Below are 17,829 nucleotides of genomic sequence, written 5' to 3'. Positions count from 1 at the left end.
GGGAGGGAAGGTGAGGAAATTCGTATTCTTGGTATAGATCCCGGTTTGCATATTACTGGCTTTGGGATAATCGATAAAATTGGCAGCAAATTGGTTTATGTGACCAGCGGTTGTATCAAAACATCTTCAGACAATAAGCTGCCACCCCGTTTGAAATTGATTCTTGACGGTCTTAACCACATCATTCTGCGGCATGCTCCCGAACATGTCGCAATAGAACAAGTCTTTGTTAACATTAACCCAAAATCAACTTTATTACTTGGACAAGCACGTGGTGTGGCAATTTGTGCTGCTGTGCTTAATAATCTTGACGTATCGGAATATACTGCCCTGCAGATCAAACAAGCAGTGGTTGGTAATGGGCACGCTAAAAAAGAGCAAGTTCAGGAGATGGTTGTAAGATTACTAAGACTAGAAGGAAAGCCCGGTGTCGATGCGTCTGATGCGCTTGCCTGTGCGATTTGCCATGCTCATGGTGGAGTGGGGACACTCGCGGGCATATATAGCCAATTAAAGAACGGAAGAATGGTGTGATAGGAAAAATCACAGGCGCATTGCTGGAAAAACGCCCTCCCTTAGTGGTAGTGGACGTGCAAGGAATTGGTTATGAAATCGATGTGCCGATGAGTACGTTCTACCATCTCCCTGCGATTGGAGAAGCGGTGACCCTTTATACCCAACTTATCGTTAGGGAAGATGCTCATTTATTATTTGGATTTGGTACTGAGGCCGAACGTTCTGTTTTCCGCCAGCTAATGAAAATCTCGGGGGTGGGTGCAAGAACTGCTTTGGCTCTATTGTCCGGATTAAGTGTGGCAGATATACATCAAGTAGTAGCTACCCAGGATTCTGTGCGGTTTACCAGAATTCCAGGAATAGGGAAAAAAACTGCTGAACGTTTACTTTTAGAGTTGCGGGATAAACTTGATTTTGATACAAATCATTTTGATACAGTCACCGCTTCTGCAAGAAGTGATAATGACATACTGAATGCGTTGCGCTCGCTAGGCTATAATGACCGGGAAGTGGATTGGGCAGTCAAACAATTACCTAACAATATCGCTGTTTCAGATGGCATTAAACAAGCTTTAAAGCTCCTTTCAAAAGAAAAGTAGTGCATTTTTCTGGATAGTCGAATGATTGAGACAGATCGAATTATTGCTGCAACATCATTTTCTTCTCAAGAAGAAGTATTAGAGCGAGCCTTACGTCCCAGGCAACTTGAGGAATATGTTGGTCAAGAAAAAATTCGAGAGCAACTACAAATATTTATCGAGGCAGCACGACGACGGAAGGAGTCTTTAGATCACGTATTATTATTTGGGCCTCCAGGTTTAGGTAAAACGACGTTGGCGCATATTATTGCTAGAGAAATGGGTGTTAACTTGCGCCAAACATCAGGCCCGGTATTGGAGAGGCCGGGTGATTTAGCTGCTTTGCTAACCAACCTTGAACCTAATGATGTATTGTTTATCGATGAAATTCACCGGCTCTCGGCGGTAGTGGAGGAGATTCTTTATCCTGCATTGGAAGATTATCAGCTTGATATCATGATTGGAGAAGGCCCAGCTGCTCGCTCAGTTAAAATTGATTTACCACCTTTTACCCTGGTAGGGGCGACGACTCGTGCAGGAATGCTAACCAATCCGCTGAGAGATCGTTTTGGTATTGTGTCACGGTTAGAGTTTTATACCACTGATGAGTTAAGTAAAATCGTAATGCGTTCAGCAGGGTTGCTATATGTCAAAATCTCTTTTGAGGGGGCAAAGGAGATTGCATGTCGATCGCGTGGTACACCTCGTATTGCGAACCGGTTGTTACGAAGGGTTCGAGATTTTGCTGAAATCAAGGCCGAAGGATATATTACGCAACCCGTGGCAGATGCAGCTCTAAAGATGCTTGATGTGGATGCGATAGGGCTTGATGTGTTAGATAGAAAGCTGTTGCTGGCTGTCCTGGAAAAATTTGAAGGTGGCCCAGTAGGTATAGATAATCTTGCCGCGGCAATCAATGAAGAGCGCGACACAATTGAAGATGTCTTGGAGCCCTATTTAATTCAGCAAGGATTCTTGAAACGTACACCGCGCGGCCGTATGGCGACAACCATTACTTATCAGCATTTTAATATTATTCCTCCGAAAAATAGTTTAATGGATGAATTATGGAGTGAATGTTGAAGTGTTAATAAAAAATTTTGTGAACAATAGGTCATAAATGAGCTTCGAGCATCAAACGCAATTTACTTTACCGGATCATATCTTCTCCCATCCAGTGCGCGTTTATTATCAGGACACTGATACAGGAGGAGTCGTTTATCATGCGAATTATCTTAATTTTATGGAACGCGCCCGTTACGAATGGCTGCGAGAAATGGGATTTTCGGTTGATACGTTAATCCGATCGCATAAAACGGTTTTTATGGTGCGGTCACTTAATATCGAATATTTCAAGCCAGCGCTTCTTGATGATTTGCTGCATGTTACAGTTCAAGTAACAGAGACAGGTAGAAGTCGCATCACATTATTTCAACAAGTCTTGCGAGATCAGGTCATGTTAGTCAGTGCAATCATTCATGTGGTATGTGTCAGTATGGAAAATCTCAAACCAGTGAGTATTCCCATGCCGCTTCGTCAAAAAATCAAGAAATAAATTATTATGAATACAAATGTAACTCAAGACTTATCGCTTTTTTACCTTGTTGGCAGCGCTAGCTTACCTGTACAACTGGTGATGCTGCTTTTATTGATTGCATCATTGGTATCATGGTGGTTTATTTTTCGTAAGATGTTTGCGATTAGATTAGCTATTAAACAAAGCGACGAGTTTGAGAATACTTTTTGGAGAGGGGTAGATCTTAATGCGCTTTACCACCGTGCAGCAGGTGCGCGTGACATGGCGGGAAGTATGGAGCGTATTTTTGAAGCAGGATTTCGTGAATTTACCAAGCATCAAGCCGGTATGGATATTGGTGCGATAATGGATAGTACCCGGGGGGCAATGCGTGCTGCCTATCAACGTGAAATGGACAGATTAGAATCCCATCTTTCTTTTCTAGCGACGGTGGGATCAGTGAGTCCTTATGTTGGTTTGTTTGGTACGGTCTGGGGTATTATGAATTCATTTCGTGAATTATCCAATTTAACCCAAGCAACCATTGCGCATGTTGCACCAGGTATTGCAGAAGCGCTAATAGCAACGGCAATGGGTTTATTTGCAGCGATTCCAGCGGTGATTGCCTATAATCGTTATGCAAGTGATACCAGTCAATTAGCCACACGCTATGAGAGTTTTATGGAAGAACTATCTAATGTGTTGCAGCGACGAGCAGCAAAATTATAAGAGGATGATAGCCATCACATGATTAATCGTCGTACTAAACGTCGTCTAATGAACGAAATCAATGTTGTGCCGTATATTGATGTGATGCTGGTGTTATTGGTTATTTTCATGATCACAGCCCCGCTTATTCATCCTGGTCAAATTGAACTTCCTCAAATCGGCAAATCGTCAACAGCCCCTGTTGAACCCTTGGAAGTGATTATTGCTGCCGATGGCAATTTGACATTACGTGATCGTAGTAAAGTAGGAAGCGAGCAGAAAATGAGCCGTAGCGAACTTGTAAAGGCAATCAAAAATAGACAGGCACAGAATACTGAACAGCCTGTCGTGATTGCAGCCGATAAAAATGTTCGCTATGAAGAAGTGATCAATGTCATGGATATATTACAACAAGAACAAGTTAATAAGGTTGGGCTGCTCACAAAACCCAGATAAGAACGTAAGTAACGATGAATGTGACAGCTTGGCGGGATGCTTCCTATACAGAACCTGGATTATTACGGGCTGCTGTACTAGCTTTGCTAGTACATATTATTTTTTTTGCATTTATGGTTTTTGGCTTAAGCTGGAAAAATGATCCACCTGAAACGATGATTGTTGACTTGTGGAGTGACTTGCCACAGCCGATAAAACCTGCTCCTGCGAGAGGAGCATCGTCGCGAACTGAACCTGTGCGACAACCACCTACCAAAGCGAAATCTGAGCCAGTGAAAGAGACGCTGCCTAAATCTGAATCAATCAAGGCAGATGTTCCGTCGCCATCCCAAAAACCGATTACTGAGATCAAGGAAAAAACGGTAAAATCTCAGCCTATGAAGCAAGCAGCAAAGCAGCCTGAGCCAATTAAAGAGACTCCTAAACCTGAGCCAATCAAGGCAGATGCGCCGTCGCCATCCCAAAAACCGGCTATTGAGATCAAGGAAAAAACGGTAAAACCTCAGCCTACGAAGCAAGCAGCAAAGCAGCCTGAGCCAATTAAAGAGACTCCTAAGCCTGAGCCAATTGAGACAGATGCGCCATCGCCATCCCCAAAACCGACTACTGAGATCAAGGAAAAAACGGTAAAACCTCAGCCTACGAAGCAGGCTGCAAAGCAGCCTGAGCCAGTTAAGGAGATTCCTCCTAAGGCTGAACCAATTAAGGAGAAACTAACCCAATCAGAGGTTGCTAAGGAAACAACAAAAGAAACAACCAAAGAGGCACCGAAAAAATCCGATCTGGAGAAAGAGAAGCAGCTTAAGGAGCAGCAACAGGCTGAAGAAATCAAGCGGCAACAACAACGTGAGCAAGAGGCCGCTGCACAAAAAGCTGCCGCGGAGAAAACCAGACAAATGGATGAAATAGCTAAATATAAGGCAATGATTCAGGCAAAAATCAGAAGTCGTATTGTCATGCCGCCCAATTTGCCCGGCAATCCAATTGCTGAGTACAGAGTGACGCTGTTACCGGGAGGAGAAGTATTAAACGTAGTGTTGCGCAGAACCAGTGGTTATGCCGCATTTGATGAAGCAGTAGAAAGAGCTATCTTTTTATCCACACCCTTACCTATACCGCCAGATGTAACGTTATTCAGGGAATTTCGTGATTTTAATCTTACCGTACATTATCGTGAATCGCTTTGATTTTTACAGAACGCAATTTTTTTGAGAGTTGCTGCTATGCAAAATTATTTACATCGTGCTTCCTTTTATGCACTTATTTTATTTCTATCGATGGTGCATGCACCGCTAAATGCAGCACTTAATATCGAAATATATGGTGGTGGTGCAACTAGAATTCCTATTGCTATTGTTCCATTTTCTGCTGAATCCAGACTTCCGCAGAGTGTAACCACAATAGTAACAGCTGATTTGGGGCGCACAGGTTTATTTAAGTTAGTAGATTCACTGGGTCATACCCCTCATGAACCGGAAGAAATTGTTTATGCAGATTGGCAGAATCGAGGAGCAAGTGCGCTTGTGATAGGCAATACGGCAATGCTACCCGATGGGCGGATTGAGGTACGCTTTCGCTTGATGGATGTTGCCAGGCAGGTCCAGTTAACTGGATTTACCAGTACCGTTTCAGCCGATCAGCTACGCGCTGTCGCTCATCGTATTGCTGACATCATTTATGAAGCATTGACAGGTGATATGGGAGTATTTAGCACTCGTATTGCTTATGTATTGAAACAGGGTAATAAATATGCGCTGCAGGTGGCTGATTCTGATGGTCATAATGCACAATCAGTCATCGAATATACCGAGCCTATTATTTCTCCTGCCTGGTCACCTGATGGCAGCAAACTTGCCTATGTCTCATTTGAAAACAAAAAACCTGTGGTTTATGTGCAGGAATTGTTGACGCGCAATCGGAAAGCGGTCGCTAATTTTAAGGGGAGTAATAGCGCGCCAGCTTGGTCTCCAGATGGCAGTAAGCTAGCTGTCGTGCTGACCATGCAGGGTGGATCACAAATATTCTTGATTAATGCAGATGGAAGTGGGGTACAAAGACTTACCCAAAGTTCAGGAATTGATACGGAGCCAAGTTTCTCACCCGATGGCCGCTCGATTATTTTTACTTCTGACCGTGGCGGTAGCCCACAAATATACCGTGTGGCAATAACAGGAAATCAAGCTGGTACAGCTGAACGGCTAACATTTGAAGGAAGCTACAATGTAAGTCCGCGCTTTAGTCCAGATGGAAAAAGCTTTGCTTACATTCATCGTCATGGTGGCAAGTTTAATGTTGCCGTACAAGACTTTGCTAGGCGACAAGTACAAATATTAACCGATTCAAAATTTGATGAATCTCCTAGTTTTGCACCCAATGGCAAGATGATTTTATATGCTACCGAAATAGGAGGGCGTGGTATATTATCCGCCGTTTCGAGCGATGGGCAAACAAAGCAGCGTCTGACTTCACAAGCTGGCGATATCAGAGAGCCAGTATGGGGTCCTTTGTTGAAATCGCAGCGTACAAGCAAATTTATTAATTAATTTTTTAAGGTAAAGAATGAAAAAAATTTTGAGTGTGTTGATAATCTGTTTATTGTCAGCGTGCGCAAGCAAAACTACACAACCTACCAGTGAATCGGAAGACCGAACTATGGGGGGGGGGGGAATGGGTGCCGGGGCACAGGAAGGTATGAGAGCCGGTGGAGGTGGAGGTGGCGGTGGATTTGGCATGGATCCATTACGAGATCCTTCTAACATTCTTTCTCAGCGGAGTATTTACTTTGACTTTGATAACTATACAATAAAAAACGAATACAGAGATTTAGTGCTGGCGCATGCTAGGTATCTACGGGATAACTCAAACTCTAAGGTATTAATACAGGGTAATACCGATGAACGTGGAAGCCGTGAGTATAATCTTGCACTTGGTCAGCGTCGGGCAGATAGTGTAAAAAATGCTATGTTGCTCTCGGGCGCTCGTGATCATCAAATTGAGTCAGTAAGTCTAGGTGAGGAAAAACCTCGTGCAGCAGGCCGTGATGAATCTTCATGGGCTGAGAACCGTCGAGCCGATATTCTTTATCAAGGGGAATACTAATGTTGGTACGTGCTTCCATCCTACTGTTTTTGTTTAGTTATAATGTAAGTTTCGCGGGGCTATTTGATGATGCACATGCCCGTGAGCAGATAGAGGTCATGCAAAAACAAATGCAAGAGTTGGAGGCGCGTATTGTCAGCATGGAGGAAGCGCTTAAGAATCAGGCGGTATTGGAGCTTTATACCCAGATCGAAACGTTTAAAATTGAGCTTGGGAAACTGCGTGGGCAAATTGAGATACTGCATGAAGAAAATAAGATTTTGAAGAAACAGCAGAAAGATTTTTATCTGGATTTGGATAGCCGATTGAGACAAGTAGAGCCGGCATCCCATGATGCTTCGATAGGGTTGGGTTCTCCACCAGAGACAACCGCTAAAACGGCTCCTTCTGCTACGCCAGAGACCGAAACGAGCAGCGTAGTACAGCCTAAAGATCGGGCTACAGATCTATCAGAGCGCGATGCTTATAACGCAAGTTATAGCTTATTCAAAGAAGGTAATTATTCAGGAGCGATCACGCAGTTTGAGAATTTTATTACGCGTTACCCTACCTCTAATTTAGCACCAGGCGCTGCTTACTGGATTGGAAATGCTTATTATGCATTACGTGATTTTAGTTCTGCCATCCGGGCACAGCAAAAAGTGATCGAGAATTATCCGAAAAGCGGAAAGGCGCCTGATGCCATGCTCAATATTGCAAGTAGCCAAATAGAAATGGCTGAGGTCGCTGCAGCCAAAACAACATTACAAAGCTTAGTCACAAAATATCCTAATAGTGACGCTGCTGATAAAGCTAGACGGCGTCTTGCTAACCTTAAATAAGATTTAACAATGAAAGAAGCAATTGTTAAAGCTGCCTCTAAAGACGTAATGCCTTCCCCCTCTCTACTACGACAACATGCTACACAAAAACCCGAAGCAGAAATATTGCGTGTAAGTGAGATATTTTATTCTATCCAAGGTGAAACCAGTCGCGCTGGTCTACCAACCGTGTTTATCCGTTTGACTGGCTGTCCGCTACGGTGTGGATATTGTGATACGGAGTATGCATTTTCAGGGGGCGAGAATATGTCAATTGCTGATGTGCTGAATAAAGCTTCAAATTATGCCTCACGTTATATTACAGTTACTGGAGGTGAGCCACTGGCGCAGAAAGCTTGTCCTACCCTGCTAAAAGTATTATGTGATACAGGTTATTCGGTATCGATTGAAACGAGCGGTGCGCTCGATATATCCAAACTGGATAAAAGGGTTTCCAAGATTATGGATATTAAAACACCTGGTTCGGGAGAAGTTGCAAAAAATCGTTGGTCCAATCTCGATTATTTGACTGACCAGGATGAATTGAAGTTTGTTTTATGTGATGAAGCAGATTATCGATGGGCAGTTGATGTATTTTACGAACGATGTCTCGACCAGGTTTGTCCAGTATTATTTTCACCAGTGTATGCTCAACTCGATCCAGCCAAGCTTGCTGACTGGATATTAAAAGATCGCTTACCGGTTAGATTACAGCTTCAGCTGCATAAGATACTCTGGGGAGAGGTAGCAGGGCGGTGAAGATTCAGCCATTTTTGAAAACGGTTCTTCCTTTAAAACAGCATATGGTTTTATGAGAAAAGCAGTCGTACTTTTATCGGGTGGCTTGGATTCTGCGACGACGCTTGCTATGGCTTGCGATAAAGGATTTGCATGTTATGCCTTAAGTATTGATTATGGGCAACGTCATCAATCAGAGTTGGCTGCAGCGAGGAAGGTCGGCCAATCCATGGGTATAAAGATGCATCGAACTATCAGTATTGACTTGAGCGCAGTGGGAGGATCTGCTCTTACTGACAGGTCTATTCCAGTGCCTACTGAAGGGACAGCCACAGGTATTCCAGTTACTTATGTTCCTGCCAGAAATACGGTCATGCTCTCTTTAGCTTTAGCCTGGGCTGAAGTGCTCGGAAGTCACGATATATTTATTGGAGTGAATGCTATCGATTATTCTGGTTATCCAGATTGCCGACCTGACTACATTGAAGCCTTTGAGAAAATGTCCAATCTTGCTACCAAAACTGCCAGAGAAGGGAATAAGCTGACGCTGCATGCGCCACTTCTTAACCTTTCTAAGAAAGAAATTATTAGTTTAGGAAAAGAGCTAGGGGTTGATTATGCCTTGACTGTATCATGTTATCAAGCTGATGAAAGTGGCTCTGCTTGTGGCCTATGTGATGCTTGTCGCATTCGTAAAGCAGGATTTTTAGCGGCAGATATCTCTGATCCGACGCGGTATAGAGTAGGTTAAAAATGTGGGCAAACATCGTTTAAAGTTACCTCAGAATCAAGAGAATTCCTGATCAAATAGAATAAAGTAAATAGACGGGTGGCAAAATAGGAATAGGCTAAGAGAAGGGCTATGATTTTCGTTCAATACATACACCTAGCTTTTTTACTCCTTTAATAATGTCAAGTTTGGCTGCACTTACTTTTACCCAAGGTGAATTAAATTCTGTCAAAATAATTTGTGCGATATGTTCAGCTAATGCCTCAAGTAAAGAGAATTGTTTGGTGGCTAAAATATCGTTGATGCGCTTGATAATCAGAGAATAATCCAGTGCATCTTCAAGTTTGTCAGTAAAACAAGCTCGATTGGTTGGCAGGGCGATTTCAAGATTAAGTTCGATTGTTTGAGCAATCTTTTTTTCCCATGGATAAATTCCAATCAGTGTTTTTGCTTTGAAGTCATGAAGAAAGATGATATCCATTATTAGGATTTAAAATGATCTATAACCTTGGTGGAATAAATTAAAGAAATATTTTTGTGTGTTGTTATCGCGATTCTAGTCTATTTATGAAGGTGATGCTATTTTGGTGATGATATGGAAGTAGGATTATTGTTGCTAGCCGCTTATTTGCTGGGTTCAGTTTCATTTGCAGTGGTAGCAAGTTGGCTATTTAATTTACCTGATCCAAGAACATATGGCTCGAAAAATCCCGGGGCAACAAATGTGTTGCGTAGTGGCAAAAAAGTGGCAGCAGTTGTGACATTACTAGGTGATGCTGGCAAAGGTTGGCTGGCAGTGATACTCGCTAATTATTTTTCACAAGCTTGGCAACTAGGAAATGAAGCGGTTGCGGGTGTTGCAATAGCTGTTTTTCTTGGTCACTTGTTTCCAATCTTTCTGGGTTTTAAAGGTGGCAAGGGAGTGGCAACATCGGCAGGTGTGCTACTCGGTTTAGATCTTTCGTTAGGACTATTGGTAATATTTACGTGGATTTTAGTTGCCATGCTTTGGCGTATATCTTCATTATCTGCCATAGTTGCTGCTCTGTTAGCGCCAATTTATGCGTTTATTCTATTTGACTCCAAAATAAATATCTGGGCTATTACTATTATTTCATTGTTACTTCTTTGGCGGCATAAATCAAATTTCATCAATCTAGCTATAGGTAAAGAAACACGCATTGGAGAAAAAAGCAGATTGTGAGTTGAGATCGAAGATGCTTACAACATTTCCAGATCCCACCTGGCTCTTACTGTAAAGCAGCTCATACTATGCTGGTAGTTAATTTCTTGTTGTTGTAGACGCATTGCTCCAGCAAAAGCGATCATGGCGCCATTGTCAGTACAGAATTCAAATTCTGGAAAAAATACTGTTGCGCCTATGCTGGTTGTGTCGCGAACGAGCCTTTTACGTAATTGGATATTTGCTCCTACTCCACCCGCTACGACCAGTTGGCTAAGACCATTCTGCATGAGAGCGGACAAAGATTTTTCTGCCAGAATGTCTATGACCGCTTCCTGAAAGGCAAGCGCAATGTCAGCACCGGTTTGCTGTGTAATATGATGATTTTTGATTAAAGTTGATACCGCAGTTTTTAATCCGCTGAAACTAAAGTTAAAGTCCCCGCTATACCGCATAGGGCGAGGAAGTTTAAAACGACCCGATTGACCTTGTTCCGCAAGTTCGGCAAGTGCTCGCCCGCCGGGGTAATCTAACCCAAGAAGTTTTGCTGTTTTGTCAAAAGCTTCACCTGCTGCATCATCTACCGTTTCACCAAGCAATACATATTCCCCTATTCCATTGACCTTTATTAACTGAGTGTGACCACCAGAAACGAGAAGGGCTACAAAAGGAAACGTAGGGGAAGGTGTCGATAATAGAGGAGACAGAAGATGACCTTCAAGGTGATGAATATTCAGTACTGGGATTTCAAGAGCGAATGACAGTGCGGAACCAATACATGCGCCTACTAATAAGGCTCCTGCCAGACCAGGTCCTTGAGTGTAGGCAATAGCGTTAACTTCTTTCAAACAAATATTGGCTTCTTTCAAAGCTTGTTTGATAAGCGGTATGACACGGCGAATATGGTCGCGTGAGGCTAGTTCTGGTACAACTCCGCCATATTCATTATGTATTTCAGTTTGTGAATATAGCGTGTGACTTAATAAACCATATTTTGTGTGATAAAGGGCAATACCTGTTTCATCACATGACGTTTCAATACCAAGCACAATCATTTTAAATGTCAATAGAAACTATATTGAATCTCTTTGTGTCCAATTTTAAACCTTTTGGCGAGAGAAAGAGAAGAGTAAAAAGTAGTGTATGAGAAAATATGGTTGATGTTTGCTTAATATCTTCTTCATTGCATCCAAAAGCTTTTCTTATTGCATGCTTTTATTAAGAAAATAATAATGTTATATTTATAAGCTTTTGCAGAATTATTAACATTCAATAAAAATAGAAGGAGACCGAAAGGGATTACTACTTTATGACCACTGTTAAAGTCAAGGAAAATGAGCCATTTGAAGTTGCCATGCGTCGTTTTAAACGCTCGGTTGAGAAAACTGGATTACTTACTGAATTGCGCGCGCGCGAGTTTTATGAAAAGCCAACTGCAGAACGTAAACGCAAGCATGCAGCAGCTGTCAAGCGTACCTATAAACGTTTGCGTAGTCAATTACTCCCGAAAAAACTTTATTAGTTGGTCATGAATTCGTAAGATAAACTTACTAGGCTGCTTTGTTATGAATTTGAGGCAGAAAATTACAGAAGACATGAAGGTTGCCATGCGCGCGGGAGACTCAAAAAAGCGTGACGCTATTCGATTATTGCAAGCAGCTATTAAACAGCGAGAAGTTGATGAGCGTATTCAGCTAGATGATACAGCGATCATTGCAGTAATTGAGAAAATGCTTAAACAGCGTAGAGATTCGATCACGCAATATGAGGCTGCGCGCCGACAAGATTTAGCTGATGCCGAAAAATATGAAGTGGACGTGCTGCTTACTTATATGCCTCAAATGATGAGTGAGGCTGAAGTTACTAGGATAGTGGACGAAGTGATCGCTTTAGTAGGAGATGCAGGGCAGCAGCAGATGGGTAAGATCATGGCTTTATTAAAACCTAAACTGACTGGATGTGCAGATATGACTCAAGTAGCCGCGCTAGTGAAGAAAAAAATTTCCTCTTGATTTTATTAAAGGATAACTTATCTTAGTTTATGTGTTTGGGGTAGTAGTCAAGTATTTATTCACCTCATCGATAATCAGTTAATTATTGGCGTACTTTAATAAATGGTTCCCCAATCGTTTATTCAAGAGCTGCTCAATCGCATAGATATAACGGATGTAGTTGGGCGTTATGTGCCATTGAGGAAAGTTGGTGGCAATTTTAGCGCGTGCTGCCCGTTTCATAATGAAAAAACCCCGTCATTTGTGGTTAGTCCAACAAAACAGTTCTATCATTGTTTCGGTTGCGGAAAGCATGGTAACGCCATTAATTTTCTGATTGAGCATACTGGAGTGAGTTTTGTTGATGCGGTTGAGAATCTGGCTGCTTCTGCTGGATTGCAAATTCCAGCTCAACAAGTTGTAACTTATTCTCGAGTATTTGAATCTGGCTTATCGCTTACTAAAAAAGAAGGTGAGCAAGATAAAGCTGAGGAGTCTGTGCAGCAGATGGTTGAATCGATGAAAACTGCCGCTCAATATTATCGTAGTCAACTTAAGAACGCTGAGCAGGCTATTGCTTATTTAAAAAAGCGCGGTATAACGGGAGAAATCGCTGTTCGTTTTGGAGTTGGTTATGCGCCGGCTAACCGACAGAATCTTGCTTCTGTATTTTCTGAATATCCGCTAAAGCAATCCGAAAATGTGTTGGTAAAAGTGGGCCTGGTCATACGTGGCAATGATGGTAAACATTATGACCGCTTCCGTAACCGCATTATGTTCCCAATTTTAGACCAGAAAGGCAGGATAATCGGTTTTGGTGGAAGGGTATTGGATGCTGGAGAGCCAAAGTATTTAAATTCTCCTGAGACGCCTTTATTTATAAAGGGGCGTGAACTTTATAATTTGTTTGCAGCCAGCAAGGCGATCCGTAAAGCAGGGCGCGCTTTAGTGGTAGAAGGATATATGGACGTAGTTATGCTTGCGCAACATGATATAGACTATGCGGTTGCTACGCTTGGTACTGCTACTACACCGTTTCATATCCAGAAGTTATTGCGTCAAACAGATAAAATCATTTTTTGTTTTGATGGTGATAGTGCGGGAAGGAAAGCAGCTTGGCGTGCGCTCGAAAATAGCTTATCTCAATTACGGGATGGAAAAGAAATAAGTTTTCTGTTTCTACCAGAGAATGAGGATCCCGATAGCTATGTTCGTGAGTATGGTAAAGAATCATTTGAAGCACTTGTCGATCAGGCGCTACCTCTCTCCAAGTTTTTTTATGGTGAATTATCTGGGCGTGTGAATCTGCAAACCAGCGAAGGACGTGCTGGTTTGGTGCAACATGCACGACCGTTATTGGCTCAGATAAGTGGCGCTCCGGTTCTTGCTCTTATGCTGATAAAACAGTTGTCACAACTCACTTCTATTAACCAAAACGAATTGGAGGGGTTATTGCAAATTAAGCGAAAAGCTCTTTTTTCTCGGCCTAATCTGAAGCGACCGCAACCAGTCACGCCTTATCGTAAACTAATTCAATTAATCCTGCATGATCCAGTATATGTCGGGAAGCTAGAAAAAAGTATGCTGACAGGAGATGATGAACAAAATGATGAAAAGACATTATTGATAGAACTGATGGATTTTTTTCATGCTTTATCGCCGCAGGACTTAGAAGAGGCAACATTGTTATCGATTAAGGCATATTTCTGTGATAACCCATGTTATGAATTGTTAGAAACAATAGAAAAAGAAATAAGTATGTGGGGAGAAGGGGTCGATATAGACGCAGAGTTTGCCGGAATATTGCTGCGGTTGAGAGAAATGCGCCGCAAACAAAGAATGGCTGTGCTGCATAGTAAACCTCTAAATTTGCTTACCTCAGAAGAAAAACGAGAATTGCAGCAATTATATGTTTCTTAAACAAGTTTATTATCATAATATTTATTGGAAGGAGCAAATGCAGATTGGGTATTTATTATTTAATAATTAATTAAATAGCTGTTATATATTTGAACTTTTCATTGGTTAATTGAACAAAAAATAACAAGGCGGCGTAGTGTTGATAGTTAGTAAGATATATTTGCGAAAAATGAAAAAGAGTTATCAAACTACCTCTGAATGAGATGCGTCATGATGAATTTTTGATATACTCAAAGATTTTAGAATTTACTGGTCTATATTATCTAAATTTCAGCAAATTTAGTAGATGAATCAGCGGTGACTAAGAGAATGATAAAAGTTAATAACTGAGCAAGCGATAGCCCTTGAATAGAAAAATAGATCTGGTTACTAAAATTAATAGGTATACATAGATTGGGTAGCAAAAATAAAGATGGGATCTTTTTGCAGTGATGAGTGCTCGGGCACTTAAAATATGGATACAAAACAATTAACACCAGAATTAAATACAGAGAATCCGATTATTGATAATCAGTCGGAGTTAACTAAGATAAAATCGGCTAAAATGAAAGCATCCAAAAAAATTAAAGCATCGAATAATGATAATGTAGAAGAAATGGTTAAGGAAACCTTGTCATCTGCGCCTCAAGATATCGAGGCAAGGAAGATGCGGCTTAAAAAATTGATTGTTCAGGGTAAGGAACGTGGTTATTTAACTTATGCTGAAATTAATGATCACTTGCCTGATGATATGCTAGATGCAGAGCAAATCGAAGGTGTCATTAGCATGATCAATGATATGGGGATTTCTGTTCATGATGAGGCGCCAGATGCAGAAGCATTATTAATGTCTGATACAGCAACTGCTGTAACTGATGAGGATGTGGTTGAAGAGGCTGAGGCAGCGCTTTCTAGTGTAGATTCGGAATTTGGTCGTACTACTGATCCAGTACGCATGTATATGCGTGAGATGGGATCGGTAGAATTGTTAACACGCGAAAGTGAGATAGAAATAGCAAAACGTATTGAAGATGGTTTGAGGCATATGATACAGGCTATTTCTGCATGCCCAACGATTATTGCAGATATTCTAGATTTGGCAACCGAAGTTGAAAATGATCAGTTGCGTGTTGATGAATTAGTGGATGGATTTCTTGATGATGATGATCAAGAAATCCTTAATGAAGAGATGTCTGATGAGCCGCTTGAACAGGATTTTGTTTCTGATGACATGGAAGATGAGAACGGACTTGCGGTAGCGAGTGCCAGCTTGATTAAGTTAAAAAGCGATGTGTTAGAACGTTTTTTAGAGATTCGCGAAGCCTATAATGAAATGCAAAAAATAATCGAAAAAAATGGCTCGCGGGAAGATAAAAAATATAAAGCTCTTCAGGAAAAAATTTCATCCGAACTTATGGCTATGAGATTCTCGGCCAAAATGGTGGAAAAATTATGTGATTCACAGCGCGATCTTGTTAATGAAATTCGCAGTTGCGAGCGTAAAATTATGGATCTGTGCGTCACGAAAGCAAATATGCCAAGAAATTATTTTATCAAGGTTTTTCCTGGTAATGAGACCAATCTGGAGTGGGTTAAGTCAGAAGTTGAATCTAATAAGCCTTGCGGTCAGTCACTAAGGCATTTCATGCCCGCTATTATGGAGCAGCAGCAATGTTTGCTTTCCCTACAAGAGCAAGCCAAAATCCCTATCAAAGAATTGAAAGAGATTAATCGCCGAATGACTACTGGTGAGGCTAAAGCGCGGCGTGCAAAACGTGAAATGACAGAAGCTAATTTGCGATTGGTGATATCGATTGCTAAAAAGTATACTAATCGTGGATTACAATTTTTGGATCTCATCCAAGAAGGTAATATTGGTTTGATGAAGGCTGTCGATAAATTTGAATATCGACGTGGTTACAAATTTTCTACTTATGCAACATGGTGGATACGTCAGGCAATAACACGTTCTATTGCTGATCAGGCCCGTACCATTCGAATTCCTGTTCATATGATTGAAACAATTAATAAAATGAATCGAATCTCGCGTCAGATTCTGCAAGAAACGGGGCAAGAGCCAGAACCAGCATTGTTAGCCGAAAAAATGGAGATGCCTGAAGAGAAGATTAGAAAAATCCTCAAGATTTCTAAAGAGCCAATCTCGATGGAAACACCTATTGGTGATGATGAAGATTCCCATTTGGGAGATTTTATAGAGGATTCATCCACTGTAGCGCCCGCTGATGCTGCTGTTTATGCTAGTTTGCGCACCGCTACTAAGGATGTGCTCGATTCTCTGACGCCACGAGAGGCAAAAGTTTTGCGTATGCGTTTTGGTATTGAGATGAATACTGATCATACCTTAGAGGAGGTTGGAAAACAGTTCGATGTTACTCGTGAACGTATTCGTCAAATAGAGGCAAAGGCATTGAGAAAACTACGGCACCCGGCTCGTTCCGATCGCCTGCGTAGCTTTTTGGACACAGGAAATTCATAAACTCATAATTTATTATCGCGCTACATAAGATATAATATTCTTATTCTTAATTCTTGAGTTGCTGGTACATCAATTCGTAGATTGGCCGATATGGAAGTGCGGATGACTTTATAAATATGTTATCCAGCACAAATTAATATCGGGTGATAGAAACGGACTATGTGTACTATATATTCATAATAAATTAATAGCTCAAATGGGTCTGTAGCTCAGTTGGTTAGAGCAGGGGACTCATAATCCCTTGGTCGCTGGTTCGAGTCCAGCCAGACCCACCAATGAAAGCAAAGAGTTGCAATATTAATTGCAACTCTTTTTCATTATTTGAAGCGGATTTTTAGATTGATTTTTTATAAAAATATTGAAGTCTGCGCTAGCTTCATTGTTCAGTGGGGAAATTGATGCGAGTGATCCGGGGAATAATAATCAGGAATATACCTATTTATTCCAATTCTGACTTAAGCTCATCATTGACAGATATTAATCGTGCTAAGGAGTAATAGTGTATTTATTGACTTAGGGCTATAATGCATCCATAATGACGAATTAATTTGGAGGGGTTCCCGAGCGGTCAAAGGGATCAGACTGTAAATCTGACGGCTCTGCCTTCGAAGGTTCGAATCCTTCCCCCTCCACCATATTTTTAGTTGCTGAAAGAACGGTTAGGTATGTGAATTCAGTGCTTAATCATAAATTATAGGGATGGGTGAGTTTTCTAAAGTATGCGGGTGTAGCTCAATGGTAGAGCAGAAGCCTTCCAAGCTTACGACGAGGGTTCGATTCCCTTCACCCGCTCCAAATATTAGAAAGGCAGTGCAAGTAAGGTGGATGTAGTTTGCCCATGTAGCTTAGTGGTAGAGCACTCCCTTGGTAAGGGAGAGGTCGCCAGTTCAATTCTGGCCATGGGCTCCATAGTCATAGTTAGAGTGCTGCCGTAAAATAAAGCAATTTTGATGATGAGGATATAGCATGGCGAAGAGTAAATTTGAGCGATTGAAGCCGCATATAAACGTTGGCACGATAGGTCATGTGGATCATGGCAAGACGACATTGACGGCAGCCATTACGATGGTATTGACGAAAAAATTTGGGGGAGAGGCGAAGTCGTATGCTCAGATTGA

Annotated in this window: 20 protein-coding genes and 4 tRNA genes; 22 read left to right on the top strand and 2 right to left on the bottom strand. The window is 41.6% G+C overall.

The features are described 5' to 3' along the window. Nucleotides 1-18 precede the first annotated feature (18 nt). From ruvC to queC, 12 genes are all read left to right on the top strand, one after another. Complete coding sequence (gene ruvC / locus BM283_RS12605) at nucleotides 19-534, top strand: crossover junction endodeoxyribonuclease RuvC (RefSeq protein WP_090693643.1); 516 nt, start codon at nucleotides 19-21, stop codon at nucleotides 532-534. After that, nucleotides 531-1,115: a Holliday junction branch migration protein RuvA gene (ruvA, locus tag BM283_RS12600; RefSeq protein ID WP_090693641.1), complete on the top strand. Its 585-nt coding sequence runs from the start codon at nucleotides 531-533 to the stop codon at nucleotides 1,113-1,115. Before ruvC ends, ruvA begins: the two co-directional genes overlap by 4 nt. Before the next feature lie 21 nt (nucleotides 1,116-1,136). Then, nucleotides 1,137-2,177, top strand: a complete 1,041-nt coding sequence (gene ruvB / locus BM283_RS12595; RefSeq protein ID WP_090693638.1) for a Holliday junction branch migration DNA helicase RuvB — start codon at nucleotides 1,137-1,139, stop codon at nucleotides 2,175-2,177. Nucleotides 2,178-2,214: 37 nt separating this feature from the next. Continuing rightward, complete coding sequence (gene ybgC, locus BM283_RS12590) at nucleotides 2,215-2,649, top strand: tol-pal system-associated acyl-CoA thioesterase (protein ID WP_090693637.1); 435 nt, start codon at nucleotides 2,215-2,217, stop codon at nucleotides 2,647-2,649. Nucleotides 2,650-2,655: 6 nt separating this feature from the next. After that, entirely contained in the window at nucleotides 2,656-3,339 is a 684-nt protein-coding gene (gene tolQ, locus BM283_RS12585; RefSeq protein ID WP_046848875.1) for a protein TolQ, read from the top strand. An 18-nt stretch (nucleotides 3,340-3,357) separates the two neighbouring features. Then, complete coding sequence (gene tolR, locus BM283_RS12580) at nucleotides 3,358-3,774, top strand: protein TolR (protein ID WP_175492129.1); 417 nt, start codon at nucleotides 3,358-3,360, stop codon at nucleotides 3,772-3,774. Nucleotides 3,775-3,788: 14 nt separating this feature from the next. Next, nucleotides 3,789-4,961, top strand: coding sequence for a cell envelope integrity TolA family protein (locus BM283_RS12575; RefSeq protein WP_090693634.1), 1,173 nt, complete (start codon nucleotides 3,789-3,791; stop codon nucleotides 4,959-4,961). A gap of 90 nt (nucleotides 4,962-5,051) precedes the next feature. Next, nucleotides 5,052-6,317, top strand: coding sequence for a Tol-Pal system beta propeller repeat protein TolB (gene tolB / locus BM283_RS12570; protein ID WP_254776352.1), 1,266 nt, complete (start codon nucleotides 5,052-5,054; stop codon nucleotides 6,315-6,317). A 16-nt stretch (nucleotides 6,318-6,333) separates the two neighbouring features. After that, nucleotides 6,334-6,873 (top strand): peptidoglycan-associated lipoprotein Pal, encoded by a 540-nt coding sequence (gene pal, locus BM283_RS12565; RefSeq protein ID WP_090693629.1) that lies wholly within the window; start codon nucleotides 6,334-6,336, stop codon nucleotides 6,871-6,873. Continuing rightward, nucleotides 6,873-7,694 (top strand): tol-pal system protein YbgF, encoded by an 822-nt coding sequence (ybgF, locus tag BM283_RS12560; RefSeq protein ID WP_090693627.1) that lies wholly within the window; start codon nucleotides 6,873-6,875, stop codon nucleotides 7,692-7,694. The genes pal and ybgF overlap by 1 nt, the downstream gene beginning before the upstream one ends. A 48-nt stretch (nucleotides 7,695-7,742) precedes the next feature. After that, nucleotides 7,743-8,432 (top strand): 7-carboxy-7-deazaguanine synthase QueE, encoded by a 690-nt coding sequence (queE, locus tag BM283_RS12555; RefSeq protein ID WP_175492130.1) that lies wholly within the window; start codon nucleotides 7,743-7,745, stop codon nucleotides 8,430-8,432. 52 nt (nucleotides 8,433-8,484) lie between these two features. Then, complete coding sequence (queC, locus tag BM283_RS12550; protein ID WP_090693624.1) at nucleotides 8,485-9,162, top strand: 7-cyano-7-deazaguanine synthase QueC; 678 nt, start codon at nucleotides 8,485-8,487, stop codon at nucleotides 9,160-9,162. Between the two features lie 109 nt (nucleotides 9,163-9,271). Here queC and BM283_RS12545 read toward each other — a convergent pair whose 3' ends face one another. Continuing rightward, nucleotides 9,272-9,622: a dihydroneopterin aldolase gene (locus BM283_RS12545; RefSeq protein WP_046848868.1), complete on the bottom strand. Its 351-nt coding sequence runs from the start codon at nucleotides 9,620-9,622 to the stop codon at nucleotides 9,272-9,274. A 114-nt stretch (nucleotides 9,623-9,736) separates the two neighbouring features. On the opposite strand from BM283_RS12545, the gene plsY reads away from it, so the two are divergent. Then, a complete protein-coding gene (plsY, locus tag BM283_RS12540) occupies nucleotides 9,737-10,345 on the top strand; it encodes a glycerol-3-phosphate 1-O-acyltransferase PlsY (RefSeq protein ID WP_090693623.1) in 609 nt (202 codons plus the stop codon). Nucleotides 10,346-10,362: 17 nt separating this feature from the next. Here the strand turns inward: plsY and tsaD are convergent, their stop codons facing one another. Then, nucleotides 10,363-11,379, bottom strand: coding sequence for a tRNA (adenosine(37)-N6)-threonylcarbamoyltransferase complex transferase subunit TsaD (tsaD, locus tag BM283_RS12535; protein ID WP_090693621.1), 1,017 nt, complete (start codon nucleotides 11,377-11,379; stop codon nucleotides 10,363-10,365). A 254-nt stretch (nucleotides 11,380-11,633) separates the two neighbouring features. Between tsaD and rpsU the strand changes: the two genes are divergently transcribed. From rpsU to BM283_RS12490, 9 genes are all read left to right on the top strand, one after another. After that, on the top strand, nucleotides 11,634-11,846 hold the full coding sequence (rpsU, locus tag BM283_RS12530) for a 30S ribosomal protein S21 (RefSeq protein ID WP_046848865.1): 213 nt from the start codon (nucleotides 11,634-11,636) through the stop codon (nucleotides 11,844-11,846). A 43-nt stretch (nucleotides 11,847-11,889) separates the two neighbouring features. After that, a complete protein-coding gene (locus BM283_RS12525; RefSeq protein ID WP_090693619.1) occupies nucleotides 11,890-12,336 on the top strand; it encodes a GatB/YqeY domain-containing protein in 447 nt (148 codons plus the stop codon). A gap of 102 nt (nucleotides 12,337-12,438) precedes the next feature. After that, nucleotides 12,439-14,235, top strand: coding sequence for a DNA primase (gene dnaG, locus BM283_RS12520; protein WP_090693617.1), 1,797 nt, complete (start codon nucleotides 12,439-12,441; stop codon nucleotides 14,233-14,235). A 454-nt stretch (nucleotides 14,236-14,689) separates the two neighbouring features. Further along, the gene (gene rpoD / locus BM283_RS12515; protein ID WP_302848296.1) at nucleotides 14,690-16,711 is read left to right on the top strand and encodes an RNA polymerase sigma factor RpoD; all 2,022 of its coding nucleotides are present in this window, start codon (nucleotides 14,690-14,692) and stop codon (nucleotides 16,709-16,711) included. 198 nt (nucleotides 16,712-16,909) lie between these two features. Beyond that, nucleotides 16,910-16,986: transfer RNA gene (locus tag BM283_RS12510), tRNA-Ile, on the top strand. Between the two features lie 275 nt (nucleotides 16,987-17,261). Next, a tRNA-Tyr gene (locus tag BM283_RS12505) sits at nucleotides 17,262-17,346 on the top strand. An 86-nt stretch (nucleotides 17,347-17,432) separates the two neighbouring features. Further along, nucleotides 17,433-17,506 (top strand) — tRNA-Gly (locus BM283_RS12500). A 39-nt stretch (nucleotides 17,507-17,545) separates the two neighbouring features. After that, a tRNA-Thr gene (locus BM283_RS12495) sits at nucleotides 17,546-17,620 on the top strand. A gap of 57 nt (nucleotides 17,621-17,677) precedes the next feature. Continuing rightward, nucleotides 17,678-17,829: GTP-binding protein (locus BM283_RS12490; protein ID WP_254776322.1), on the top strand; the 152-nt coding region annotated here is incomplete at its 3' end.

Origin of the sequence: Nitrosomonas sp. Nm34, assembly GCF_900113925.1 — a bacterium.
Lineage (GTDB): Bacteria > Pseudomonadota > Gammaproteobacteria > Burkholderiales > Nitrosomonadaceae > Nitrosomonas.
Note: the sequence above shows the minus strand (reverse complement) of the source record. Positions and strands in the feature narration are given on the sequence as shown.